This is a genomic window from Alkalicaulis satelles, assembly GCF_008630495.1.
GTDB lineage: Bacteria > Pseudomonadota > Alphaproteobacteria > Caulobacterales > Maricaulaceae > Oceanicaulis > Oceanicaulis satelles.
This window is the reverse complement of record NZ_VWOJ01000002.1, coordinates 677,269-699,930: the sequence shown is the minus strand read 5'-3', so window position 1 is coordinate 699,930 and position 22,662 is coordinate 677,269. Positions and strand designations below refer to the sequence as shown.

At 67.3% G+C, this 22,662-nt stretch carries 24 protein-coding genes; 12 read left to right on the top strand and 12 right to left on the bottom strand.

Features of this window, described 5'->3' with window-relative positions:
- Positions 1 to 55: 55 nt before the first annotated feature.
- From motA to F1654_RS09005, 3 genes are all read right to left on the bottom strand, one after another.
- The gene (gene motA, locus F1654_RS09015; protein WP_150023191.1) at positions 56 to 922 is read right to left on the bottom strand and encodes a flagellar motor stator protein MotA; all 867 of its coding nucleotides are present in this window, start codon (positions 920 to 922) and stop codon (positions 56 to 58) included.
- A gap of 107 nt (positions 923 to 1,029) precedes the next feature.
- Complete coding sequence (locus tag F1654_RS09010; protein WP_150023190.1) at positions 1,030 to 1,770, bottom strand: gamma-glutamyl-gamma-aminobutyrate hydrolase family protein; 741 nt, start codon at positions 1,768 to 1,770, stop codon at positions 1,030 to 1,032.
- Complete coding sequence (locus tag F1654_RS09005) at positions 1,763 to 3,076, bottom strand: carboxylate--amine ligase (protein WP_150023189.1); 1,314 nt, start codon at positions 3,074 to 3,076, stop codon at positions 1,763 to 1,765. The genes F1654_RS09010 and F1654_RS09005 overlap by 8 nt, the downstream gene beginning before the upstream one ends.
- Positions 3,077 to 3,182: 106 nt before the next feature.
- Between F1654_RS09005 and F1654_RS09000 the strand changes: the two genes are divergently transcribed.
- Entirely contained in the window at positions 3,183 to 4,475 is a 1,293-nt protein-coding gene (locus tag F1654_RS09000) for an MFS transporter (RefSeq protein WP_150023188.1), read from the top strand.
- Here the strand turns inward: F1654_RS09000 and F1654_RS08995 are convergent.
- Positions 4,472 to 5,758: a lytic murein transglycosylase gene (locus tag F1654_RS08995; RefSeq protein ID WP_233205201.1), complete on the bottom strand. Its 1,287-nt coding sequence runs from the start codon at positions 5,756 to 5,758 to the stop codon at positions 4,472 to 4,474. The genes F1654_RS09000 and F1654_RS08995 overlap by 4 nt on opposite strands.
- Positions 5,759 to 5,963: 205 nt before the next feature.
- On the opposite strand from F1654_RS08995, the gene F1654_RS08990 reads away from it, so the two are divergent.
- Positions 5,964 to 7,019: a TadE/TadG family type IV pilus assembly protein gene (locus F1654_RS08990; RefSeq protein ID WP_150023187.1), complete on the top strand. Its 1,056-nt coding sequence runs from the start codon at positions 5,964 to 5,966 to the stop codon at positions 7,017 to 7,019.
- 23 nt (positions 7,020 to 7,042) lie between these two features.
- Here F1654_RS08990 and F1654_RS08985 read toward each other — a convergent pair whose 3' ends face one another.
- From F1654_RS08985 to F1654_RS08975, 3 genes are read right to left on the bottom strand one after another with little or no spacing between them, the layout of a single operon-like run.
- Positions 7,043 to 7,402: a gamma-butyrobetaine hydroxylase-like domain-containing protein gene (locus F1654_RS08985; RefSeq protein WP_150023186.1), complete on the bottom strand. Its 360-nt coding sequence runs from the start codon at positions 7,400 to 7,402 to the stop codon at positions 7,043 to 7,045.
- Positions 7,403 to 7,407: 5 nt separating this feature from the next.
- Complete coding sequence (locus F1654_RS08980) at positions 7,408 to 7,638, bottom strand: Trm112 family protein (RefSeq protein ID WP_150023185.1); 231 nt, start codon at positions 7,636 to 7,638, stop codon at positions 7,408 to 7,410.
- 49 nt (positions 7,639 to 7,687) lie between these two features.
- Positions 7,688 to 8,323 (bottom strand): LON peptidase substrate-binding domain-containing protein, encoded by a 636-nt coding sequence (locus F1654_RS08975; protein WP_150023184.1) that lies wholly within the window; start codon positions 8,321 to 8,323, stop codon positions 7,688 to 7,690.
- Between the two features lie 333 nt (positions 8,324 to 8,656).
- Between F1654_RS08975 and F1654_RS08970 the strand changes: the two genes are divergently transcribed.
- On the top strand, positions 8,657 to 10,447 hold the full coding sequence (locus F1654_RS08970; RefSeq protein ID WP_150023183.1) for an ABC transporter ATP-binding protein: 1,791 nt from the start codon (positions 8,657 to 8,659) through the stop codon (positions 10,445 to 10,447).
- A 95-nt stretch (positions 10,448 to 10,542) separates the two neighbouring features.
- Here F1654_RS08970 and F1654_RS08965 read toward each other — a convergent pair whose 3' ends face one another.
- The gene (locus F1654_RS08965) at positions 10,543 to 11,955 is read right to left on the bottom strand and encodes a sodium/proline symporter (RefSeq protein WP_150023182.1); all 1,413 of its coding nucleotides are present in this window, start codon (positions 11,953 to 11,955) and stop codon (positions 10,543 to 10,545) included.
- Between the two features lie 150 nt (positions 11,956 to 12,105).
- Here F1654_RS08965 and F1654_RS08960 point away from each other — a divergent pair, with 150 nt between their 5' ends.
- A complete protein-coding gene (locus F1654_RS08960; protein ID WP_150023181.1) occupies positions 12,106 to 13,041 on the top strand; it encodes a DMT family transporter in 936 nt (311 codons plus the stop codon).
- On the opposite strand, the gene F1654_RS08955 is transcribed toward F1654_RS08960, so the two are convergent.
- Complete coding sequence (locus F1654_RS08955; RefSeq protein ID WP_150023180.1) at positions 13,042 to 13,662, bottom strand: TetR/AcrR family transcriptional regulator; 621 nt, start codon at positions 13,660 to 13,662, stop codon at positions 13,042 to 13,044.
- A 217-nt stretch (positions 13,663 to 13,879) separates the two neighbouring features.
- Between F1654_RS08955 and F1654_RS08950 the strand changes: the two genes are divergently transcribed.
- Complete coding sequence (locus tag F1654_RS08950; RefSeq protein WP_150023179.1) at positions 13,880 to 14,086, top strand: twin transmembrane helix small protein; 207 nt, start codon at positions 13,880 to 13,882, stop codon at positions 14,084 to 14,086.
- On the opposite strand, the gene F1654_RS08945 is transcribed toward F1654_RS08950, so the two are convergent.
- Positions 14,083 to 15,144, bottom strand: a complete 1,062-nt coding sequence (locus F1654_RS08945) for a serine hydrolase domain-containing protein (RefSeq protein ID WP_199200520.1) — start codon at positions 15,142 to 15,144, stop codon at positions 14,083 to 14,085. The two genes, F1654_RS08950 and F1654_RS08945, sit on opposite strands and share 4 nt — an antisense overlap.
- Before the next feature lie 82 nt (positions 15,145 to 15,226).
- Here F1654_RS08945 and F1654_RS08940 point away from each other — a divergent pair, with 82 nt between their 5' ends.
- The 5 genes from F1654_RS08940 (at position 15,227) to F1654_RS08920 (ending at position 19,640) form a co-directional block, all read left to right on the top strand.
- The gene (locus F1654_RS08940; RefSeq protein WP_150023177.1) at positions 15,227 to 15,808 is read left to right on the top strand and encodes a cob(I)yrinic acid a,c-diamide adenosyltransferase; all 582 of its coding nucleotides are present in this window, start codon (positions 15,227 to 15,229) and stop codon (positions 15,806 to 15,808) included.
- 144 nt (positions 15,809 to 15,952) lie between these two features.
- A complete protein-coding gene (locus tag F1654_RS08935) occupies positions 15,953 to 16,561 on the top strand; it encodes a YceI family protein (RefSeq protein ID WP_150023176.1) in 609 nt (202 codons plus the stop codon).
- Between the two features lie 269 nt (positions 16,562 to 16,830).
- Positions 16,831 to 17,577, top strand: a complete 747-nt coding sequence (locus tag F1654_RS08930) for an electron transfer flavoprotein subunit beta/FixA family protein (protein WP_150023175.1) — start codon at positions 16,831 to 16,833, stop codon at positions 17,575 to 17,577.
- On the top strand, positions 17,577 to 18,518 hold the full coding sequence (locus F1654_RS08925) for an electron transfer flavoprotein subunit alpha/FixB family protein (RefSeq protein ID WP_150023174.1): 942 nt from the start codon (positions 17,577 to 17,579) through the stop codon (positions 18,516 to 18,518). The genes F1654_RS08930 and F1654_RS08925 overlap by 1 nt, the downstream gene beginning before the upstream one ends.
- Positions 18,519 to 18,635: 117 nt before the next feature.
- Positions 18,636 to 19,640, top strand: coding sequence for an alpha/beta hydrolase (locus F1654_RS08920; RefSeq protein WP_150023173.1), 1,005 nt, complete (start codon positions 18,636 to 18,638; stop codon positions 19,638 to 19,640).
- Here F1654_RS08920 and F1654_RS08915 read toward each other — a convergent pair.
- Positions 19,637 to 20,167, bottom strand: a complete 531-nt coding sequence (locus F1654_RS08915) for a hypothetical protein (RefSeq protein ID WP_233205200.1) — start codon at positions 20,165 to 20,167, stop codon at positions 19,637 to 19,639. The two genes, F1654_RS08920 and F1654_RS08915, sit on opposite strands and share 4 nt — an antisense overlap.
- A 185-nt stretch (positions 20,168 to 20,352) precedes the next feature.
- Between F1654_RS08915 and F1654_RS08910 the strand changes: the two genes are divergently transcribed.
- Both F1654_RS08910 and rsmI read left to right on the top strand, forming a co-directional pair.
- Positions 20,353 to 20,868 carry a hypothetical protein gene (locus F1654_RS08910; RefSeq protein ID WP_150023171.1) on the top strand — a complete coding sequence of 172 codons (516 nt, stop codon included), beginning with the start codon at positions 20,353 to 20,355 and terminating at the stop codon, positions 20,866 to 20,868.
- Between the two features lie 21 nt (positions 20,869 to 20,889).
- Positions 20,890 to 21,645: a 16S rRNA (cytidine(1402)-2'-O)-methyltransferase gene (rsmI, locus tag F1654_RS08905; protein ID WP_150023170.1), complete on the top strand. Its 756-nt coding sequence runs from the start codon at positions 20,890 to 20,892 to the stop codon at positions 21,643 to 21,645.
- Here rsmI and F1654_RS08900 read toward each other — a convergent pair.
- Positions 21,642 to 22,640: an RsmB/NOP family class I SAM-dependent RNA methyltransferase gene (locus F1654_RS08900; protein ID WP_150023169.1), complete on the bottom strand. Its 999-nt coding sequence runs from the start codon at positions 22,638 to 22,640 to the stop codon at positions 21,642 to 21,644. The two genes, rsmI and F1654_RS08900, sit on opposite strands and share 4 nt — an antisense overlap.
- Between the last annotated feature and the right edge of the window lie 22 nt (positions 22,641 to 22,662).

The window sequence follows — 22,662 nt, the reverse complement described above, 5'->3', positions numbered from 1 at the left end:
GAAAGCCGGTTCAGCGTCATGCTGAACCGGCTTTGACCGCACGATCAGACAGGCCTCAGGCGGCCTGGACGCTGGAGATGGCTTCTTCCAGCTCAAGGAAGCTCGGCTGGAAGGCGCTGGGCACCGAGCCGCGGCCGATCTCCACCGAGATCTGGGCGGCGTTGCCGTGCAGATGGGCTACCAGCACATTCTGGATGATCTTGTAGAAGATCGCTTCCTCGTCATAGACCGCCTGCAGGCGGGTGGCGAACGGCCCCACAAAGCCATAGGCCAGATAAACGCCCAGGAAAGTGCCGGTCAGTGCGCCGCCGATCATCTTGCCCAGGATTTGCGGCGGCGCGTCGATGCCGCCCATGGTCTTGATGATGCCCAGCACGGCGGCCACGATGCCCAGCGCCGGCAGGGCGTCGGCCATCAGCTGCACCGCATGAGCCGGCGCGGCGGCCTCGTGATGGTGCTTTTCGAGCTGTTTTTCCATCGCATCCTCGACCTGGTGGGGATCTTCCAGATTCATGGTCATCATGCGCAGCGTGTCGCAGATGAAATCCACCGCGAAATGGTCCTTGAGGATGCGCGGATAGGCGGTGAAGATCGCGCTTTCGTGGGGCTTCTCGATATGGGTCTCGAGCGCGATCACACCCTTTGTCTTCATGGTTTTGGTCAGCTGGAACAGCAAGGTGAGCAGGTCCACATAGTCCTGCTGTTTCCACTGTGATCCGGAAACGATCTTGCCGAAATCGCCCAGCGTCTTCATGACGGTCTTGGGCGCATTGCCGATCAGGAAGGCGCCGACCGCCGCCCCGCCAATCATCATCATCTCGAAGGGCAGCGCCTTCAGGATGATCTCGAAATTGCCCCCCGACAGCATAAAGCCGCCGAACACGAGCACGAACACGGCGATAACGCCGACGATCTGGAACATATCCCACCACCCGTTTCCTGCCCGGCCGTCTCCGCCCTGGCGGGTGATCCCGCTCTTTGAGCACTCCAGGAGACGTCCGATTTCGGGACGGTTATCGCAGAAGAGGCTTAAAGCCCGGTTTGCGAGGCGTTAGCCGGTGATTCACCATCACAGCGCCGCGCAGCGTCAACCAGTGCGCGGAACAGAACCCGCATATCACGCCGATGGAGCATCAGCTCCGGATGGAATTGCACGGCCATGCGCAAGACGCCCGGCGGGCCTTCCAGGGCCTGCGCCTCGCCATGCTCGCCGCGCGCGCTGACGCGCAACCCCTCGCCCAGCTCGGCCACCGCTTGGCGGTGCAGCGAATTGACCCGCGCGCGCGTCCGGCCCCAAAGCTCGGACAGCCTCGTGCCGGGCGCGATGTCGACGCTTTTGCGATAGAGCATGTATCCCAGCGGCGTGGAGGGCAGCGTGCGGAGCAAGTCCTCGTCCAGAATATCGTTCACCGCGCCGCCGCGGGCCACATTGAGAAGCTGCATGCCCCTGCAGATCGCCAGCACGGGACGCTTCAGCGCCCAGAAGGCCTGCGCCCATTCCAGCTCCAGCCCGTCGCGGCCGCGGTCATAGCGGGCTGCGGGATTGACGGCGCGGCCATAGTTATCAGGATGAATATTCAACCCGCCCGCCAGTATAAGGCCATCAAACGCATCGGGCTGCACATCCCGCGTGCGCGAAGTGACCCGCACAGCGCGCCCGCCGGCCAGGCGCACCCCCGCCCAGATCAGCGCGAATACGCCATAATCGGTCCCGGCCGAACTGGTGACGGCGATAACCGGACGGCGCGCGGCACAGGAAGGCTCACTCATCGAATCTCAACTCCGGCGGCAACTGGCCGCGCCGGATCATGGAGGACAGAACGAACAACACCCCCAGCGTGGCGCCCGGATCATCCAGCGGGATGAAATCCGTGGCCGCTCCGGCAGTCTGTTCGCGGGTCTGCCTTAGCGCCTTGAGGTAGGCGCCCAGCGATTTCACATCAAACAGGCCGTTGACGAAGGCGCCAAAACCCTTCTGATCACGGTAGGCCAGCTTGTCCCATCGCTCCGAGAGGGTCTTGAAATAGGAGTCCTCTTCGGCAATGGCCTGGGCGGCGCTCAGGAAGGCCAGAAGCGGCACCTTGGAGCGTCGGCCGATCGTCACCTTGGGCGGCTCCATCACCGGATCGCCGGTGACCTGACGGTACAGCAGCCAGGGGAAGTCCACCCCGCTGGCCACTGACTGGAACAGGCCGGCCCAGAAGCGCGGATTGACCTCGATCAAGGACGGCGTGTCTTCGGGCTTGCCGGTCCAGCGGTAATCGATCTCGCACACGCCCGACCATTTGAGATGGCGCAGGAGTTTCGCTGCTTCCTCCTTGAATGGCGCGCTGTCCACGGTCTCGCGCAGGACCCCCGCGCCGCGCTTGGGCGGGAAGCCGTGCAGGCTGCGATAGGTCATCCAGGCGCGCAACTCGCCATCCTCGCACAGGGCGCAGAAGCAATAATCATCCCCCGGCGCCGCCTCCTGGATCAGCGGCCATTCCGCCTTGCTGCGCGGCGGCTTCGCCTCCAGCCAGGCTTTCAGTTTCGCGGCGCTGTCATGGCGCGCCACGCCGCGCCCGCCCACGCCGCGCGCCGGCTTGGTGATCAGGGGCAGAGCAAGGCTCTCCAGCGCCGCATCCAGAGCCTCCATGGAATCGGGATAGATCGTGCGGGGGAAATTCACCCCGGCGCCCTGCGCCGCCGACGGCAGCCGGTCCTTGGGCTCCACCTGCACGATGGAGCTGTGGTCGGGCGCCGCCACGATCAGGCCGGCTTCGCGCAGCTCACCGGCATGCTCGGCGATGATCGAGGTTTCCTCGAAGATCGGCATCAGCACGAAGGGGGCGTCTCCGCGCGGGCGAAGCGCGTCGGCCGCCTTGATGAGATCAGAGATGAATTTCTCCGGCTTCTCCCGATGATCAGCGAGCAGCTTGTGGCCTTTGCAATGCTTGGAAAACTGCAGCACCGTCATGTCGACGCTGTCACAGCCCACCACGTCTATGCCGTGATCGGACAAAGATTGCGCGGCCGTCAGCGCCATGAGGGAGCGCGAATAGGTCAGCAGGACGCGCGGGCGGGGCTGTTTGGTCATTGGGTCTCCGTCAAAACAAGCTTATCCGCCAAGCCTAATGCCTCCGGCGCGTGAGCGTTAGGCGCCATAGACGCCGCCATAGAGCGGGCGTAAGTCTGGCGCTGTCATGAACCCGCCCTTCAACCCCGCCAATCCGTCCGGCCCGCAGGCGCGCAGCCGCGCCTTCCGGCTGTTATTCGTGTGCCTGATGGCCACCGGCATCGGCAATTCCATGCTGTTCGCCATCCTGCCGCCGCTGGCGCGCGAGCTGGATGTGGCCGAGGTGTATGTGGGCGCGATTTATACGCTCTCCGCCCTCCTCTTCCTGACCATGAGCCCGGTCTGGGGCGCGCTGTCTGACCGGCTGGGCCGGCGGCCGCTGATCGTGTTCGGGCTGGCGAGCTTTGCGGTCTCCACCCTGGTGTTTGCAGCCGGCGCCTGGGCGGGACAGATCGGGCTGTTGCCGCCTTTGGCCGCGATTGTGGCCATGGCGCTGGCGCGCTGCCTGTTCGGCGGGCTGGGCTCGGCCACCAATCCGGCCGCCCAGGCCTATGTGGCCGACCGCACCAGCCCCATGGAGCGCACCAAGGCGCTGGCCGGGCTCACCGCCGCGTTCGGACTGGGCGGCATGATCGGCCCGGCGCTGGCGGCGGGGTTTGTCGAGCGCATCGGCATCGCGCCCTTCATGATCGTCATCGCGGCCCTGGTGGGCGCCGGCGCGCTGGTGGTGCGCTTCACCCTGCCGGAGAACACTCCGCCGAAACGCCAGGGCCGGCCGATCAATCCGCTGGTCCAGTTCCGCTTTGCGCTGGACCCGCGCCTGACCGCCTTCATGATCTATGGCTGCGCGCTGTGGCTGTCCCAGGCCGCCAGCCTGCAGGCCCTGTCCTTCTATGTGATGGACCGTCTGGCCATCGGCCCGGATGAGGGCCTGCAGCTGGCCGGGGTGGCGCTGAGCGCAGGCGCGGCGGCGCTGATCTTCGCCCAGCTGGCGGTGATCCCGGCGCTCAAGACCAGTCCGCGCGTGCTGATGATAATCGGGGCTGCGCTGGTGGCGGCGGGCAATCTGGAAATGGTGTTCGCGCCCAATTACGCGGCCATCGTGGTGGGCTTCATGCTCAACAGTTTCGGCTTTGGCCTGGCCCGGTCCGGCTTTACGGCAGGCGCCTCGCTGGCGGTGAGCCCTGAGGAGCAGGGTCGCGCAGCCGGGCTGACCACCGCCACGGCGGGCGTGGGCTTCCTGATCGCGCCCCTGACCGGGCTGTGGCTCTATCAGGTGCTGGCGCCCGAAGCCCCGTTCTGGCTCAACGCCGCGCTGGGCCTTGTGGGCCTGGCGGTGGCCTTCGCCCATCCGCGGGTGCGCGCCGCCGCCGCCCGGGCGCTGGAAGAGCCCGGCCAGGACGGGACAGGACCGGTCTAGCGCTGGCCCTGCTGGGCGTGCGCGGCCATCACCGCGTCATAGGCGCGCCGCCCGGCATAACCGTCAGGCGTCAGCCCTGCGCCCGCCTGGAAGCGCTTGAGCGCAGCGCGGGTATTGGCGCCGACAATCCCGTCCACCCCGCGCGTGTCATAGCCCAGCGCGGTCAGCGCCTCCTGCAGCTCGCGCGACTGGGTGCGGTTGATGGGCGGATCGTTTTCCGGCCAGCCGCCCGGCGGCTCGGTCCCGTCCTCCAGGCGCCGGGCCAGATAGGCCACGCCCAGGCCATAGGCGGTGGAGTTGTTATAGCGCATCAGCGCCTCGAAATTGCCGAACGCCATAAAGGCCGGCCCCGCCGCCCCGGCCGGCAGGATCAGGCGGGCGGTACGGTGCAGATCGTCCGCCGCCCACTCCCCGCTGGCCGGGCGCAAGCCGTCCAGCGCCCAGGCCCGCAAGGGCCGGCGGGTGTTTTCATTCCAGCCCTGATAGTCGAAATCCTCCGGCAGGACGGTGCGGACCGCCACCGGCGCGCCGCGCTCCCAGCCCGCCTGGACCAGGAGATTGGCCGCCGAGCCCAACGCATCGGCCTCGCTGGTCCAGATATTGCGCCGCCCGTCGCCATCCACGTCCACGGCGCGTTCGAGATAGGTGGTGGGGATGAACTGGGTCTGGCCCATGGCCCCGGCCCAGCTGCCTTTCAGCTCGGCGCGTGTGGCGTAGCCGCGCTCGATCATGCGCGCCGCCGCGATCAGCTGGGCTTCGGCGAAGGCGCGCCGGCGTCCTTCCCAGGCCAGCGTGGCCAGCGAGCGCACCACGTCGAAATCGCCCTGAATGGCGCCATAGGCGCTCTCCAGACCCCAGATGGCGGTGAGAATCTCGCGCTCGACCTCAAAGCGCGCCGCCACCTGATCCAGCGCGCCGGCATGACGCTCGGCGGCCCGGCGCCCGCCCGCAGCGCGCTCGGCGGAGGCTGCGCCGGCCAGATACTGCCAGATGGGGCGGACGAATTCGGGCTGGGTGCGGTCGCGCTCGACAATGCGCAGATCGGGCTCCAGCCCCTCCAGCATGGCCGCACGCACATCGGCGCGCACGCCCTCGGCCTCCAGGCGCTGGGCGAAGGCCTCGCGCCAGGCCGGGAAGGTGGCCGGATCGGGCATGTCCGCGCGCGCAGGCGCAGACAGCGCTATCATGATCAGCGCAATCAGAGCCCAGAAGCCGGGATTGGAAGGGGTCTTGAACAGGTTGGCGGCGCGCATGGACGGATCGTCTCCCGGTGTCAGGCTCAAGGTCTGTAATCCGAAGCCTAACCCGGCGATTGCGGCGAGGCGAGGGCGCCCGGCGCCCTTCAGCCAGGCAGGCCAATTGTACAATGCCGCGCGTTTACCAGGCGCTAACCCTCTCTCCCAATCGGGCATTAACGCCGCCGCCCTAGACTGGCATGAAATATGAACGCCAAGGGGCGTATGCGCCGACCCGGCGCAGGAGGTGGTCATGATGAAGCTGCTCAAGGACAAGGCGGGCAATGTGGCGGTGACGTTCGCCCTCGCCCTGGTGCCGCTGTGTGGTGCTGGCGGGCTGGCTGTGGACACCGCCCAGCTGATGGGCGTGCGCGCCTTTCTCCAGAACGAGGCCGACCAGGCCGCGCTCAATGGCGCGGTGGAGGGGCCGGATGGCGATTATGCGCGCTACCGCTCCATCGCCGTGGACCGCATTCAGTCCCGGCGCAATATGCAAAATCTCGCCGTCACTGGCGCCTGGACCGGCCATGATTACGCCGTCGAGATCAGCGGTACGGTCAATACCGCCCTGGTCCATGTCATGCCGGGCCTGGGCGACAGCGTGAATGTGCGCGCCGAGGCGGTGGCCCGTCTGCACCAGCCCTTGCTGCAATACGAGCCCCCGCTGATCAGCGAGCTCGACCCGGATGCCGGCGACTATAACCGCATCTATGTCTATTGCTTCGACCCCGATCCGGAATCGGACAAGACGCTGGAGGAGCGCCGCACCCAGCGCACCGCCATCCAGGACAATGCGGGCACGCATTATTCCTATACCTGGCCGCGCTGCGAACCGGGCGAGACCATCAGTTTCGAGCTGTACAATGTGCGCTTCTCGCGCACCGCGCCCCACCGCTGGGACGATGCGTCCAATGATCACGGCTCCTGGTGTCATCACCGGCCCGATCCGTGCCGCTTCAACTATTTCACCGACACGCGCCTCATCAATAATGTGGAGCACCATTCCGGTCTGGAACTCGATATTCTCGAGACCAAGCTGTGCGATACTTATGAGGAGTGCAAACCGGTCAGCCAGGGCGGGGTGATCCCGCAGGGAACCAATCGCACGCCCAACCGCGAAACGCGCCCATGCCAGCCCGGCAAGTTCATGTATTATGGCTGGGAAGACCGCCCGCCGGGCATGCCTGGGCCGGACAGCAACTGGACCCAGATCGGGTGGACCGACCGTGACTATGACGATATCCGCGTGATCATGGAGTGCCCGCAATACGACGAGGTGGGCGAGCGCTTCGTGCGTCTGGTCCGCTAGTTCGTCCAGCTTTGCCGGGTGCGTCAGCGCGCCAGCCCGGCGGCCTGGAGCCGCCGGGCGTAGGCGTCCATGAGATCGCCCGCATTCTCGCCCAGCTCGCGCAGATAGCGCCAGGAATAAATCCCCGAGGCATGACCGTCATCAAAGGTCAGGCGCACCGCATAACGGCCCACGGGCTCGGCGGCGGTGACCTGGACGCGCGACTTGCCCGCCACCAGTTTTTTCTGATGCGGACCGTGGCCCTGCACCTCGGCGGACGGGCTTTCCACGCGCAATAATTCAAAGGGAATGGCCAGGGTCTCGCCGTCATCAAAGCGGACCTCGAGGGCGCGCGCGGCGGCGCGGAAGACCAGTGTTTCAGGCCAGGGACCCGATCCGGTCATGACCCTCAGCCCTCCAGTTCACGCGCTTCCTCGACCAGCATGATCGGCACGCCCTCGCGGATCGGATAGGCCAGCCCGGCCTGGCGCGAGATCAGCTCCTGGGCGGCGCGGTCGTATTCCAGCGGCCCGCGCGTCTGGGGGCAGACCAGGATTTCCAGCAATTTGGGATCAAGCCCGGCGCTGGCGCGCGCGGCGGCGTCCGGATCGGGGCGGTCAGCGTCAGAAGTCTTTGTCATGGCTCAGCACATAATCCCGGCGGGCGGGCGCGTCCAGTGCGCGCAAGTGTCAGGCATGCCCCGCCGGGCGGGTCTTGGCCAGAGCCTCTTCCATAAGGGCGCACAGGCATTCGGCGCGCGGCGCGCCGCCGGGCGCGGCCAGCAGGGCCTGCTTGTCTTCCACGCTGAACGGCGCGGCCATGGCCACCCGGTCCACCAGCGCATTGACAGGCGCCGCGCGCAGCGCGTCCCAGTCCGCCGTCAGTCCGGTATGAGAGAAATATCCGGTCATCAGGCCCATGAGCCGGGCGCGATGGCCTTCAGCGGGCGCGGGCGCGATGAGATCGCCCTCAAATTCTGCATAATCGGCCCGCGCCACCCGGTAGGGCGTCTTGCGGTCCAGTTCGGCGGCGATGGCAAAGCGGCTCACACCTGTCAGCACGATCAGATAACGGCCGTCCTGGGTTTCGGTATGGCTGACAATGCGCCCTGCTGTGGCGATACGCTCCAGCGCGGGCTTGTCCGGCGCGCCGCCCGGGCGCGGCTGCACCATGGCGATATGACCGCTGCCGGCCATGGCGTCGTCCACCATGTTGAGATAGCGCGGCTCGAAAACGTTCAGCGGCAGATTCTCGCCGGGCGGCAGGATGCAGCCGCGGATCGGAAACAGGGCGATCTCCCTGGGCAGGGCGTTGGTCTGGCTCATGGCGGTCCGAATTGTGGCTTACGAACTAATCTAGTCCAACACCTTGCGCTGGCCACCCATGGCGTGCGGGCGCAGCGTGACCCTGCGGCCACAGCCCGGCGCCGATCTGGCGCATGGACCGCGCTTGATGCTGGCCAGGCCCGCCGGGCTGGTTCACCTTGACTTGGCCTTGTGCGCTGACTGCGCCATGCACCGGGAGGCTAGACGGAACCATGCTGCGAGCGGCCTGAGACATTTGACGCGGCCCGGCTTGACGCCGGGCGCGCTGCGCTTGGCCCTTTCCCGGCGCGCCCGCATGAGGGGCGCGCGCATGCTTTTTTCCGGATCATTCTTATGACTGACATCTCCGCCGCCGCGCCCGGGCGCGAGGCCCGCACCCTGTCCAATCTGGCTGTGGCCGGCTTTGTCTGGCGCCAATGGATGCGCAAGCCGCGTCTTTACGGGGCCTTTATCGGCTTTATGGGGTTGGCCACGCTGGCCGATGTATTTGTACCCGTCGCCGCCGGGCGGCTGATCGATTCCCTGTCGGGCGGGGGCGCGGATGCGTCCGGCCAGGCCCACTGGCTGGCGCTGGGCCTGTTCCTGGCGCTGGCCGCCGGGGTCAATATCGCCCGCCAGATCGGCATCCGCATGGAAATCCTGGCCTCCAGCGCGGTCATGGCCGACATGACCGCCGACGCCTACGCCCGGGTCCAGTCCATGTCGGCGGACTGGCACGCCAACGCGTTCGCCGGCGCGCTGGTGCGCAAGATCACCCGCGGCATGCACGCCTATGACGAGATCACCATGTATTTGTGGGGCGGCGTCCTGCCCGGGCTGGGCGTGACCTACGGCCTGGGCGTCTACATCCTCATCAACTGGCCGCTGGCGGGCCTCTATGTGCTCGCCGTCAACACGCTTTTCATCGTTATGACGATGGCGATGATCGAGCGCTATGTGCGGCCGCAGAACCTGGTCTCCAATGCCCGTGACGCCGATCTGGGCGGCGCGGTGGCCGATGCGCTGACCTCCATCAACACCGTCAAGAGCTTCGGTGCGGAGGCGCGCGAGACCGGACGCTTCGCCCGGCTGGCGGGAGACTGGCGGCGCGAGGTCCGCAAGACCTGGTACCGCTTCGCCAATACCTGGCTGGTGCAGATGATCGCCGTGCTCGCCCTGCAGGCGGGGCTGGCCGGGCTGTTGCTGGCCCAGTGGCAGGCGGGCGAGGCCAGCGCGGGCGATGTGGCCTTCGCCCTGACCGCGTTTCTTGTGATGGCCGGCTATATGCGCCGCTTCGGCGAGGAGGTTCAAAGCCTGCAAAAGGGGCTGGACGATATCCAGGATATCGCCGGCTTCATGGCGGGCGAGCCCCAGATCGCCGATGCGCCCGGCGCGCCGGACTTCCGCCCCGGCGCGGGCGCCATCGAATTTGATCAGGTGCGCTTCACCTATGGCGGGCAGGACAGTCCTCTCTATGAGGGTTTTGACCTGACCATCGCGCCGGGTGAGAAAATCGCGCTGGTGGGACCGACAGGCTCGGGCAAGTCCACCTTCGTGAAGCTGATCCAGCGCCTCTATGACATTGATAGCGGCGCCATCCGCATTGACGGCCAGGACGTGCGCAGCGTGACCCAGGCGAGCCTGCGCCAGTCCATTGCGGTGGTGCCCCAGGACCCGGCGCTGTTCCACCGCACGCTGGCTGAAAACATCGCCTATGCCCGCCCCGGCGCCAGCCGGGAGGACATTATCGAGGCGGCCCGCCGGGCGCGCGCCCATGACTTCATCACCGACCTGCCCCAGGGCTATGACACGCTGGTGGGCGAGCGCGGGATCAAACTGTCGGGCGGGGAGCGCCAGCGCGTGGCCATCGCCCGCGCCATACTGGCCGATGCGCCCATCCTGGTATTCGACGAGGCCACCAGCTCGCTGGACAACGAGACCGAGCGCGACATCCAGGCGGCGCTGGCTGAGGTGATGGCGGGCAAGACCGCCATCGTCATCGCCCACCGCCTGTCCACCATTCGCGACGCCGACCGCATCCTGGTGTTCCAGGACGGCGCCATCGTGGAGCAGGGCACGCACGAGGCGCTCAGCGCGAAGGCCGGCGGGGTTTACTTGCGCCTGGCGCAGCTGGCGCGGCCCTAAGCGCAATCGGCAAAAGTGGGAACCGGTTTTCGGAAACATTGCGCGCCAGACCATAGACTTAGAGCGTACGGCCTGACCCAGTCAGGCCGTACGCTCTAAGCGGCGCGGCGGCGCGTCGCGAACAGGATCACCAGCGGCGGGATCCAGGGCAGGAGGCGCTCATAGAGCCCGCCTGGCCCCTGGCCGGTCTGGTTGAACCAGACCGTCAGGGCGAAACCCGCCAGCATGGCCGCAATCACCGGCCCCGCGCCCGGGCGCCAGCGGAAAACCCGCGCCAGAATGATCGGACCGAAGGCGGCGCCCAGCGCATTCCAGGCGAACAGCACCCGGCTGAAAATGTCCGACGGGGCGGCCAGCGTCAGATACACCGCCGCCGCGCACAGGCTGGCCATCACCACCCGCGCGATCAGCACTTCGCGGCCCGGCCACAGGCGCGAGGCGCGCGCATCATGGGAAATTGACGCCGAGGCGCTCAAAAGCACCGAATCCACCGTGCTCATAACCGCTGAGAGAAGCGCGGCCAGCACCACCCCGGCCATCACCGGCGGGAAGAGCTGATAGATGGCCGCGAACAGCACCTGCTCATGCTCGCCGGCCTCGAGGCCCAGCGCCAGCGTGCGCCCGGCCAGACCCAGGATCGCCATGCCGATGAAGACGCTGACCGCCCATGTGATGGCGATGGCGAAGGCGCGCCGGCGCGCGGCGTCGTCCCTCACCCCCATCACCCTTGCGGCCAGCTGGGGCTGGCCCGCCGTGCCGAGGCCTATGGCCGAGAGCCCCAGAATAAAGCCCGCCGCAGCCATGCCGGCCCGTCCGCCAAAGGTTTCGAGATGTCCGGGATGATCGGCGGCCAGAGCGGCGAACACCGCCTCTGGCCCGCCCGCAGCAATCACGGCGGCAATGGGCGCGATGATGGCGATGAAGGCCATCACCAGCCCTTGCAGCATGTCGGTGACCGAAATCGCCCAGAACCCGCCCAGCAGGGAATAGATCAGCACCACGCCTGTGCCCAGCAGCACCGATTCGGCCACGCCCAGGCCGAAATAGCTCTGCATGGCCGTGCCGGCGGCCTGCAGCTGCGCGGCCACGTAGAAGATGAAGCAGAACACCACCAGCGCCGCTGAAATCAGTCCGATCAGGCGCTTGCCGCGCTCGCCCGCATCGCCTGAGAGATAATCGGCCAGCGTGATATGGCCGCGCTCGGCCGCCTCGCGGTGCATGGCGCGGCCCATGACGATCCACAGCAAGGCATAGCCGCCCCAGATGCCCGGCAGCATCCACAAGGCGCTCACCCCCACCAAAAACACGAAGCCGGAAAAGCCCAGCAGCACCCAGGCCGAGGACGAGGTGGCCGCATAGGACAACCCCGCCACCCACGGCCCCAGCGTGCGTCCGCCGATCAGGTAATCGGCTTCAGTGCCGGTGCGACGGCTCGCCCACACGCCGATGGCGATGAGCAGGCCCTTGTAGACGATAAGCGTGGTCAGAATGATGGCGGCATTGGACATGGCTTGCCCCTCCCCCTTGAGCGACGGCGCCACCTCAGGCCATTCGCGCCGGGCTGGCAAGCCTGACGGTTCGCTTGCGGGTCCGTGCGGCTTGATCCAAAACCGGATTTCAGTACGCAGACCATACGGTTTTCATGAAGGGAGCGGGGCATGGCGGCCAGGCCGGATCAGGCGTCCCTGACGGGCGTGATGGCGCTGCTGACCGCAGCCTGCGTGATCGGGTTCGCTGCGCCGCTGGTCAAGCTGAGCGAGCTGGGCCCCCAGGCCATCGCCTTCTGGCGCCTGGCGCTGGCGGTTCCGGCGCTGGGGCTGTGGCTGATCTTCGAGGAGCGGCGCAATCGCGCCCGCCCGGCCCCCATCAATCCTGCCCCCGCCGGGCGCCAGTGGCGGCTTCTGGCGCTGGCTGGCGTATTCTTCGCGGGCGATCTGGCTTTCTGGCATGCGGGCATCAAGATCACCACGGCGGCCAACGCCACTCTCCTGGCCAATCTCACCCCCGTGATCGTGGCTATCGCGGCCTGGCTGCTGTTCAAGGAGCGCATCTCCACCCGCTTCGTGATCGCCGCCATACTGGCGCTGGGCGGGGCGGTGCTGTTGTCGGCCGCCAATGTGCGATTCGCCCCCGAACGGCTCACCGGCGACATCCTCTCGGCGCTGACGGCCTTGTGGTATGCGGCCTATATCCTGACCGTGCGGGCTGCGCGCATGACCGGGGCGGGCACGGCCAGGGTGATGTTCTGGTCCACGCTGGCCGCTGCGCCGATTTCGCTGGCCATCACGCTGATCGCAGGCGAGCGCGTGTTTCCGCAAACGCTGGAAGGCTGGGCGCCCTTGCTGGCGCTGGGCGTCATCGTCCATGCGCTGGGACAGGGCGGCATCGCGTTCGGCCTGGGGCGCACGCCTGCTTCCATCGCCTCGCTGGTCATTCTGGTCCAGCCTGTGGTGGCCGCGGCGGCGGGCTGGATCCTGTTTGGCGAGACCCTGGTCATGGTGCAATGGTTCGGCGCCGGGCTGGTGCTGAGCGGGGTCTATCTGGCCCAACGCACCGGGCCGCGCGCCGGGCCAGGACCGCGTCCGCGCGGCTGATCAACGCGCGCCCATGCCCTCGATCAGCAGGGCCAGGCGCTGGCTGAGCGCGGCGTGGGGATCCTCGCCATCAGGGCGCCGGCATTCGCGCAAGGCGCCCATGAACACGTCAATGGTGCAGGCGAACGCCACGGACGGATCGAGATCGGCGCGCAACTCCCCCGAGCGGACGCCCGCCTCGAACACGCGGCGCACCGGCTCCCAGGCGAAAGCCATATCGTCGAATGCGCGCTGAAACGCCTCGCCATCATCAAGCCAGCTATGGCCAATGGCGGCGGAGATCAGCTCGATCTGGCGCAGATGCGCATCCATCATCAGCTGCAACAGGGCAGCCAGACGGTCTCCGGCCCGGCCCGAAAGTGCAGACTCCAGATGGCCGGCGCTTTCGGCCAGCGTCTCGTAATGATCGCGCATGATCGCCATCAGCAGCGCGGCCTTGGACGGCTCTGCATTGAGCACTGTGCCTGCAGACACGCCGGCGCGCTGGGCGATCATCTTGATCGTTGCGCCCTCATAGCCCTCGCTGAGAAAGACTTCCCGGGCCGCCAACAGCACGGAAGTGCGCGTCGCCTCGCGGCGCTCGTCGCGCCGGGTTATCCGCTTGCCTGCCATATCACGCATAGGTGTCCCTGCCCGTCCCTTATGCACCCGGGCCGTGATATAGGCCGATCCGGTTGGGGCTCCACATACACGCGCACACAATTTGTGACAAAGAAAATTAACCATGATCTGCGCTTAGGACTTATGTCCTTCACACTGCTCTGCACGGGCTGGTGCGCGGCCCCACCGCACCCGGCCTGCATTGCGCCTGATCACCGCCCGGTGTAGGTCAGCGCTCATGAACACCGTTCTAGATCTTATCGTCTATGGCTCGATCGCCATCGTCTTCGTCATTCTCCTGGCGGGCATCTACGCCTTGTTCCGGGGGGGCGATTTCGGGCGCACCTGGTCGAACCGGCTGATGCGCGCGCGCGTCCTGTTCCAGTTCATCGCGATTGTGGCGGTGGTCGGAGCCGTCTGGGCCAAGCAGGCCTTCGGGCTTTAATCGTCCGCCAGCGCTGCGCGCACCGGGCCGGACACCTGGTCGAGACGGCCGTCATTGACGCCGGCCACGCCAGCCCAGCCGGCCTGCGGGTCGATCACCGCCTGCACCAGCCAGAGCGTGTTGGACCCGGCATGGGATAGCCGCCCGTCCTCGCTTACGCCCCAGCCCAGCGCGTATTCGCCCTGGGGCGCATGAAGCCGGGCGAAGCTGCCCGCCTGGAGATAATCCGTCGCCGCGCCCGCCGCGCCGCGCCGGTGCAGGTCTAGAAAAGTCAGAATATCGCGTGCGTTCATATGGATGCGCCCGGCCGGATTGAGTGCGGGGGGATTATCCGCGTCAGCGCCAGGCTCATGGCTGCGCACCCCCATCCCGAACAGGCCGGGGCCATGACCGCGCGGCTGATCCATCCGGCCCGGCTGGCCGGGCGGCCCCCAGCCCGCACTCCCCAGCCCCAGCGGGTCGAACACTTCGCGCGCCATCAGCGCCTCGTAAGCTTCGCCCGCTGCGGTCTCCATCATCAGGGCGGCGACCACATAACCGGCATTGGAATAGACAAACTCGCCCGGCGCGCCGCCCGGACGGCGCAACACCTCGCGCGCATAGACCCGGCGGTCCGCCGCCGCGTCCCGGTCACCATCCGCGCCAGCCAGGCGCACGCTGGTCAGCAGCCCCGCATTGGCGCGCATGCCCGACCGGTGGGACAGAAGTGCTGTCAGGTCAGCGCGCGCCAGATCAGGGTGAATGTCCAGATCCAGTCCCGCCAGCACATCGCCAACACGCGCATCCCAGCTGATCACGCCTTGCTCCACAAGGCGCGCGGCCAGCGTGGCCGTCACCGGCTTGGTGACCGAGCCCAGATGCCACAGATCGTCTTGCGTCACCGGCGCTTCAGACCCGTGCGCGCGCACGCCTGCCACGGCGATCTCATACCCCTCATCACTGATGACAGCGACCAGGGCCGCCGGCGATCCGCTCTCATCCAGAAGGGTGTTGACCCGCGCGTCCAAATTCCATTGCCCCGGCGCCAGCGCCATCATGGCGGCTATCAGGCTCAGCATGGCCGTTCCTTTCATGGCAGGCTATGACAGCCATCATGAAACATCGCGCTGCGCGCGCAAGCATTCCCGCCCGGAGGCCGCCATGGTTCGACTGACGAAAATCTACACCCGCACCGGCGATGAGGGCCGCACCCGGCTGGGCGACATGACCGAGACCGTCAAGCATGACCCGCGCGTGGAGGCCTATGGCGCAGTGGACGAGGCCAATGCCGCGATCGGCCTGGCCGCAGCCGCGCTGGAAGACGGCCATGAGTTGCTGGCGCTGCTTACCGCCATCATGAACGACCTGTTCGATCTGGGCGCCGATCTGTGCGTGCCCGAAAGCGACGAACCGCGCGAGTGGACCCCGCTGCGCATGACGCCCGGCCAGACCGTCAGGCTGGAACAGGCCATCGATGCGCTCAACGCCCGGCTGGACCCGCTGGACAGTTTCATCCTGCCCGGCGGGTGCGAAGCGGCGGCCCGCCTGCACATGGCGCGCACCATAACGCGGCGGGCCGAGCGGCGAGTGGTGGCCCTCAAAGACACCGGCGCTGCGGTGAGCGCTGCGGTGATCACCTATCTCAACCGGCTGTCCGACCTGTTATTCGTGGCCGCACGCATCGCCAATAACGAGGGCCTGGCGGATGTGAAATGGATTCCCGGCGCAGGCCGGGGCGCTTAGCGGCGCCCGCCTTTTTCCGAACCGGAAACTCTGGATTTTCGCCAGCGCCTCTGGCGCCGGGGCGGAGGCGGCCATATGTCCATCCCGGTGCGGCAGCCCGCCGCACGCCTGAACCATGCGATTACAGATCAAAGGGGACCCCCCATGAAGACCGCCTACGCCGCCGCCTCGCTGGCGGCCTTCCTCCTCGCCCCGGCCCTGACCGCTGACGCGTTCGCAGACCCGCGCGAGTACGCCTTCGACAAGACCCACACCACCATCCGCGCCACCTGGGACCATCTGGGCCTGTCTTTTCAGTCCCTGCACTTCACCGATTTTGACGGCGTGCTGCTGCTGGATTTCGACTCACCGGAAAACTCCACCGTGGACGTGACCTTCAATCTGGAGGGCGGCTACTGGGTTGGCCCCGATCAGGGCCGGTTCGAGGCGCACCTGGCCTCGGACGACCTGTTCCACGTGGCAGAGCATCCCACCGCCCGTTTTGTCGGCACGCGCTTTGAGACCGAAGATGGCGAGACCGGGCTGATGACCGGCGACCTGACCCTTCTGGGCCAGACCCATCCGGTGACCCTGGAAGTGACCCTGAACCAGCGCGGGCCGCATCCGATGGGCGGCCATGAAGTGGCCGGCTTCTCGGCCACCGGCGTGATCCAGCGCTCCCAGTGGGGCATGGGCTTCGCGGTCCCGGCGGTGTCGGACGATATCCGTATCGATATCGAGACCGAACTCAGCCTGGTCACTGCAGACGAGTAACCTATCTCAATATAGCGCGCCGCCGCCCCCGAGGCGGCGCGCCTCCCTGCCGGCCGGCGCTTGCCCTCAAGCGCCGGCCGTGCGCGTTTCAAGGGGCTGCTGGCGCATTGCCGCGGCATAATGTCCGGACAATTGGGCGCATGCGTTGACATCGCCGGGAGGCGAGGGCAGTTTCCGCGCCGACTGACAGTCCTTGCGGACGGCGCGCGCCGTCCGGCCTATCTTTTTCTGGATAGTGTCATCCAGCCAACAGAGCACCGGAGCCGTTGATGAAGATCCTCGTCCCCGTCAAACGGGTGGTCGATTACAACGTGAAGGTCCGCGTCAAGCCGGACCAGAGCGGGGTTGATCTGGCCAATGTGAAGATGAGCATGAACCCCTTCTGCGAGATCGCCGTGGAAGAGGCGATCCGCCTGAAGGAAAAGGGGCTGGCCGAAGAGATCATTGCGGTCTCCATCGGCCCGGCGCAGGCCCAGGAAACCATCCGCACCGCGCTGGCCATGGGCGCTGACCGGGGCGTGCACGTGACCACGGACGCCACGGTCGAGCCGCTGGCGGTGGCCAAGATCCTCAAGGCGGTCGCCGAAGAGGAACAGCCCGGCCTGATCATCCTGGGCAAGCAGGCCATTGACGACGACACCAACGCCACCGGCCAGATGCTGGCCGCCCTGCTGGGCTGGCCCCAGGCCACCTTCGCCTCGAAGGTGGAAAAGGACGGCGATGCGCTCAACGTCACCCGCGAGATCGATGGCGGGCTGCAGACCCTGAACGTGGCCCTGCCGGCCATCGTCACCACCGATCTGCGCCTGAACGAGCCGCGCTACGCCTCGCTGCCCAATATCATGAAGGCCAAGCGCAAGCCCATCGACGCGAAAACCCCTGAGGATTACGGCGTCGACATCACGCCGCGCCTTGAGGTGCTCAAAGTCGCCGAGCCGCCCAAGCGCCAGGCCGGTGTGAAAGTGGAAAGCGTGGCCGATCTGGTCGCCAAGCTGAAAAATGCAGGGGTGCTGTGATGACGGTCCTGGTTATCGCCGAACACGACAACGCCGCCCTCAATGACGCCACGCGCGCCGCAGTCACCGCCGCGCAGGCGATGGGCGGTGACGTGCATGTGCTGGTCGCGGGCAAGGGCGCCAAGGCTGTCGCCGACGCCGCAGCGAAGCTCGACGGGGTGAAAACCGTCCTGCACGCCGACGCGGACGCGCTGGACAAGCGCCTGGCCGAGGCCATGGAGACTTTGGTGCTCTCCATCGCCGACCGCTATGACGCGATCCTCGCCCCGGCCACCACCGGCGGCAAGAATTTCATGCCCCGTATCGCCGCGAAGCTCGATGTGGCCATGATCTCCGACATCACCTCGGTGGAAAGCGCCGACACCTTCGTGCGCCCGATCTATGCCGGCAACGCCATGATGACGGTCAAATCCAAAGACCCGAAGAAAGTCATCACCGTGCGTCCGACCACCTTCGAGAAGGCCGGCGATGGCGGCTCCGCCAGCGTGGAGGCCCTCGACGCGCCCGCACCTGCGGCGGCGTCGAAATTCGTCAAGGAAGAGCTGTCCAAATCCGACCGCCCGGAACTGGCCCAGGCCAAGATCGTGGTGTCGGGCGGGCGCGGCATGGGTTCGGGCGAGAATTTCGCCATTATCGAGAAGGTGGCCGACAAGCTCGGCGCAGCCGTGGGCGCCTCACGCGCAGCGGTGGATGCGGGCTTTGTGCCCAATGACTACCAGGTCGGCCAGACCGGCAAGGTGGTGGCGCCCGAGCTCTACATCGCCGTGGGCATTTCCGGCGCCATCCAGCACCTGGCGGGGATGAAGGACTCCAAGGTCATCGTCGCCATCAACAAGGACGAGGAAGCCCCGATCTTCCAGGTAGCCGATTACGGCCTGGTGGCCGACCTGTTCAAGGCGATCCCTGAGCTGGAAGAAGAGCTGGGCAAGGCCGGTTACTGACCGCCCTGAGCGCTTCTTGAGACTGTAAAAGCCCCGGAGCCCGCTCCGGGGCTTTTTTCTGGACAGGGCTGCGCGTTTCAGGGACGCTTGGCGCCATCCCTGATGGAGGTCCCGCCCATGGCGCCGCGCCGTTTCCTGCTTGCCGCCGCCGGCGGGGCGGGCCTGCTGGCCCTGATCTACGCGCTGGCGGGCAGCGCGGTCATCGCCTTCGCCGCCAGCCGCATGCTCACTGTGGGCCTGCTGCTCGAGGCCTTTGAACCAGACGAGCGCCCGTCCGATCCGCTGGTGCTGGGCTATCGCGGCGATCCGGGCGAGGCGTTCGGGCTCGCCTTCGAGACGGTGGAGATCACAACACCCCTGGGCCCGGCGCCGGCCTGGTGGGTTCCAGCCCCCGAATCCGGGGCCGATGACGCCCTGTCAGGCCTCGCAGCGGTCTATGTCCATGGCGTGGCCGGAGCGCGCGAGGACGGCTATCGCCATCTCTCCCTTCTGCACGCGCGCGGCATTCCGGTCCTGCTCATCACCTACCGCAATGATCTCGGCGCCCCGCCCGCGCCCCACGGACGCTACGCCTTCGGGATGGAGGAGTGGGAGGACCTGGAGGCCGCCATTCTCTGGCTGGAGGGCGAGGGCCATGACAGGCTCATTCTGGCAGGCGAATCCATGGGCGGCGCCATAGCGGGCCAGTTCCTGATTCACTCGACCCACGCCGGACACATCGTCGGGCTGGCGCTGGATTCACCGGCGCTGGACTTCACCCCGGTGCTGGTGCGTGTGGGCGAGGCGATCGGCCTGCCCGGCGCCGGCCTGCTGGCCCCGCCTGCGCGTCTCCTGCTCAGCCTGACCGGCCCCACCGATTTCTCGCGCACGACTCTCATCGATGACATAGCCGGCTTTGACCGCCCGTTCTTCCTGGCCCATGGCCAGACCGACAGCGCCGTGCCCTATGCCATCAGCGCCCGGCTCGCCGCCCGGCGCACAGGCCCCATGGTCTTCATCACCACCCAGGCCGATCATCTCCAGTCCTTCGCCGAGGACCCCGATCGCTATCGCAGCGCCTTCAACGCCTTTCTGGACACGGCAGCGCAGGACCTGACGCAGGCGCAGGACGGCGCGCCCTAATCTACCGCCTCGAACGCCCGGTCCACCGGCCAGTCCGCATCGGCGGCGCGCCAGGCGATGGCGGCGATTTTCCAGTCTGAGCCCACGCGCATCAAGGTGACCATATTGACGCCCACGGCCACCTCCTCGCCGGTATCGGCGCGCACCGCCTCATAGGCGCTGAGGATATGGGCCAGAGCGCCATAGACATGGGTCTGGCGGCGCGTCTCGACCTCGGTGAAGCCGATCTCGGCCAGGCGCTCGCCATTGAGCGCGATATAATCGTCCACCGTCAGGGTCACGGCCCGGTCCGCGCCCTCCGGGCCGGTCACCGACACATGCATGCGCGCGCCGTCCAGGAACAGGGCGCGTAAGGAATCCCAGTCGCGCGCCTGCCCCACCGGGCCGGAAATCGCCGCGTACAGCGCCTCCAGCGCCGCGCCGGGCGTCTCCTGCGCCTCAGCCTCTTGCGCCGCGCCCAGCGCCAGCGCCAGCGCCAGTGCGGCCCCAGCCATCCATGCCTTGCCCATCACGCCCTCCATGATCACGCGCCAATCCTCGAAGCCTCCAGACAAGCCCGGATCGCGCCAGCGCGCACCTTAAGGATCGGAGAGGCGGGGCCATCAAACCCGCCCATCTGACAAATCCCGCCCGCCATCGGCGCCGCGGCTTTGCAATGCGGGCGCTTTGCGCCGATGATTGACGCAAACGCCTTATAGGGAAGGACACACTCATGGCCGTCAGCCGCAAGGATGAAGCCCGCCTGTTCAGCAAGGACGAGCTGGAGCTGGTGGAGCGCTCGCACCACCCCGCCCTCGCCGACATCGACGATAAAACGCTGGCCGAGACCCGCAAGCTGGTGCGTGAGCGCCGTCAGCGCGCGCTGGACATATCCAAGCGCCAGCGCCGCGAGATGCGCGGCAAGGCCAAAGCCCAGGGCGCCAAGCCGGCCGCTGACAATCTCGGCTCCAAGGAAAAGGCCGCCGCCCTGTCCAACGCGCTCAAACGCCTCAATGCCGAGCACGCCCGGCGCTCAGAGGCTTCAGCGCGCGAAGCGACCCGCTCGGGCATGAAGAAGGCGCTGGAGATGAAGCGCGCGGCCTCTGCGGCCAAGCGCCCCGCCTCGCGCACCGCCAGCGAGGGCATGAAGAAGAAGACCAGCGCCAAGCGCGAGCAGATCACCGATCCGCGCGAGGTGGGCCGGGTGTCCCAGAAGATCAAGAAGGCCCAGGCCAAGCGCGACGGCTAGGCGCAGCTGGCGGAGCCCGGCATGGACGCGCGTGAACAGCCCGGAACCCTCTATCTGGTGGCCACGCCCATCGGCAATCTGGAGGATCTGACCTACCGGGCGGCGCGCATCCTGGCCGAGGCCGACGTGATCGCGGCTGAAGACACGCGCCATACCCGCAAGCTTCTGGATCATTACGGCATTGCGCCCCGGCGCCTGATCGCCTGCCATGACCATAATGAGCGCCACAGCGCGTCCGGCATCGCCGATCTGGTGGCGCGCGGGCAGACCGTCGCGCTGTGCAGCGATGCAGGCACGCCGGGCGTCAATGATCCGGGCTTCCGCGTGGTGTCGGCCTGCTATGAGCGCGGACTGGAGGTGCGGGTGATCCCGGGCGCCTCGGCGGTCTTAAGCGCGCTGGTCCTGTCCAACCTGCCCGCCCACGAGTTTGTGTTTCTCGGCTTTCCCCCGCGCAAGAGCGGCCAGCGGCGCAACTGGCTCGACCGCGCCCGGCGCCATCAGGCCACGCTGGTGATGATGGAGGCGCCCCACCGTCTGCCGGGCCTTCTTGAGGATGCGCTGGCGGTGCTGGGCGATATTCAGGGCGCGGTCTGCCTGGAAATCACCAAAATGTTCGAGCTGACCGAGCGCGCGAACCTCTCGGCACTCAGCGCCCGCTTTTCCGAGCCCCCGCGCGGAGAGGTGATGGTGGTCATTGACGGCGCCAGCGCCCCGCCGCCCGAGCCCGAAGCGCCCCGCCGCGAACGCGGACGGCGCAAGGACGCGGACAAGGATTAACCGGCCTTCCTGAACCGGGCGACGAAGAAGGCTTCCAGAAACGCGCTGGGCAGCACCCGGCGGGCGTGGCTGAGACGCGGATCGAAGGCCTCGCCCTCCCAGCGCGTGCGCGCCGGGATCAGGCCGGGCGCAGCGATGTCCACAGGCTCCAGCGTCATGTCTGCGTTGCGCGACAGCAGGGTGTGGACCGGCGCCTCGTTTTCTTCCGGGGCGATCGTGCAGGTGGAATACACCATCACCCCGCCGGGCTTGAGCAGCTTGGCTGCAGCGCTGAGCATCTTGCGCTGCAGCCGGCCATATTCGGCGATGCGCTCCATGGACCAGTAGCGCAAGCTCGCCGGGCGGCGCAGATCGATCATCCCCTCCCCGGTGCACTGGGCGTCGATCAGGATGCGGTCGAACGGCCCCTCCAGAAAGCGGTCGATGAACTGGCCGGGATGGCCGGTGATCTCAACCGTTTGCACATGCAGGAGATCCAGCACCTCGTGCAGCTTGGGCAGGCGGGCGGGCAGAGCGTCATTGGCCCAGATCTCGGCGCTGTTGCCGGTCAGCGCGGCGATATGGGAGGTCTTGCCCCCCGGCGCCGCGCACAGATCGAGAATGCGCTCGCCCGGCTGCGGGTCGAGGGCCAGCACCGGGATGAAGCTCGAGGCGTTCTGGATGAAGGCCTGGCCGCTGACGAACATGTCTTCGGGCAAGACCCCGCCGGGCGGCAGATCCATGTGCCAGGCGCCGTCGCACCATTCTATGGGCGTCAGGCCGTCCGCCCATGGCGCCAGGGCGGCCTCGAAGGAGGCGCGCGGCGCGCCCGCCAGCGGGTTGAAGCGCAGGCTCTGGCGCCGGCCCTGGCTCATGAGCTGTTCGGCCGCCGTCTCCGACAGATCGAACACGCGCGCGGTGCGGGTCAGGAATTGCTGGCGGCGTGACGCCGCGCCGCGCCCTGACCGGGAGGGTTTTGAGCGGCCCGCGCCCTTGCGTTTTGCGTTGCGAGCCATGGCCCCGCCTTTCTGTGCGCGA

Excerpts from the sequence above, each read along its gene's own strand:
- motA (WP_150023191.1), bottom strand. The coding sequence starts at position 922 with ATGTTCCAGATCGTCGGCGTTATCGCCGTGTTCGTGCTCGTGTTCGGC.
- F1654_RS09010 (WP_150023190.1), bottom strand. The coding sequence starts at position 1,770 with ATGAGTGAGCCTTCCTGTGCCGCGCGCCGTCCGGTTATCGCCGTCACC.
- F1654_RS09005 (WP_150023189.1), bottom strand. The coding sequence starts at position 3,076 with ATGACCAAACAGCCCCGCCCGCGCGTCCTGCTGACCTATTCGCGCTCC.
- F1654_RS09000 (WP_150023188.1), top strand. The coding sequence starts at position 3,183 with ATGAACCCGCCCTTCAACCCCGCCAATCCGTCCGGCCCGCAGGCGCGC.
- F1654_RS08990 (WP_150023187.1), top strand. The coding sequence starts at position 5,964 with ATGATGAAGCTGCTCAAGGACAAGGCGGGCAATGTGGCGGTGACGTTC.
- F1654_RS08985 (WP_150023186.1), bottom strand. The coding sequence starts at position 7,402 with ATGACCGGATCGGGTCCCTGGCCTGAAACACTGGTCTTCCGCGCCGCC.
- F1654_RS08980 (WP_150023185.1), bottom strand. The coding sequence starts at position 7,638 with ATGACAAAGACTTCTGACGCTGACCGCCCCGATCCGGACGCCGCCGCG.
- F1654_RS08975 (WP_150023184.1), bottom strand. The coding sequence starts at position 8,323 with ATGAGCCAGACCAACGCCCTGCCCAGGGAGATCGCCCTGTTTCCGATC.
- F1654_RS08970 (WP_150023183.1), top strand. The coding sequence starts at position 8,657 with ATGACTGACATCTCCGCCGCCGCGCCCGGGCGCGAGGCCCGCACCCTG.
- F1654_RS08965 (WP_150023182.1), bottom strand. The coding sequence starts at position 11,955 with ATGTCCAATGCCGCCATCATTCTGACCACGCTTATCGTCTACAAGGGC.
- F1654_RS08960 (WP_150023181.1), top strand. The coding sequence starts at position 12,106 with ATGGCGGCCAGGCCGGATCAGGCGTCCCTGACGGGCGTGATGGCGCTG.
- F1654_RS08955 (WP_150023180.1), bottom strand. The coding sequence starts at position 13,662 with ATGCGTGATATGGCAGGCAAGCGGATAACCCGGCGCGACGAGCGCCGC.
- F1654_RS08950 (WP_150023179.1), top strand. The coding sequence starts at position 13,880 with ATGAACACCGTTCTAGATCTTATCGTCTATGGCTCGATCGCCATCGTC.
- F1654_RS08945 (WP_199200520.1), bottom strand. The coding sequence starts at position 15,144 with ATGCTGAGCCTGATAGCCGCCATGATGGCGCTGGCGCCGGGGCAATGG.
- F1654_RS08940 (WP_150023177.1), top strand. The coding sequence starts at position 15,227 with ATGGTTCGACTGACGAAAATCTACACCCGCACCGGCGATGAGGGCCGC.
- F1654_RS08935 (WP_150023176.1), top strand. The coding sequence starts at position 15,953 with ATGAAGACCGCCTACGCCGCCGCCTCGCTGGCGGCCTTCCTCCTCGCC.
- F1654_RS08930 (WP_150023175.1), top strand. The coding sequence starts at position 16,831 with ATGAAGATCCTCGTCCCCGTCAAACGGGTGGTCGATTACAACGTGAAG.
- F1654_RS08925 (WP_150023174.1), top strand. The coding sequence starts at position 17,577 with ATGACGGTCCTGGTTATCGCCGAACACGACAACGCCGCCCTCAATGAC.
- F1654_RS08920 (WP_150023173.1), top strand. The coding sequence starts at position 18,636 with ATGGCGCCGCGCCGTTTCCTGCTTGCCGCCGCCGGCGGGGCGGGCCTG.
- F1654_RS08910 (WP_150023171.1), top strand. The coding sequence starts at position 20,353 with ATGGCCGTCAGCCGCAAGGATGAAGCCCGCCTGTTCAGCAAGGACGAG.
- rsmI (WP_150023170.1), top strand. The coding sequence starts at position 20,890 with ATGGACGCGCGTGAACAGCCCGGAACCCTCTATCTGGTGGCCACGCCC.
- F1654_RS08900 (WP_150023169.1), bottom strand. The coding sequence starts at position 22,640 with ATGGCTCGCAACGCAAAACGCAAGGGCGCGGGCCGCTCAAAACCCTCC.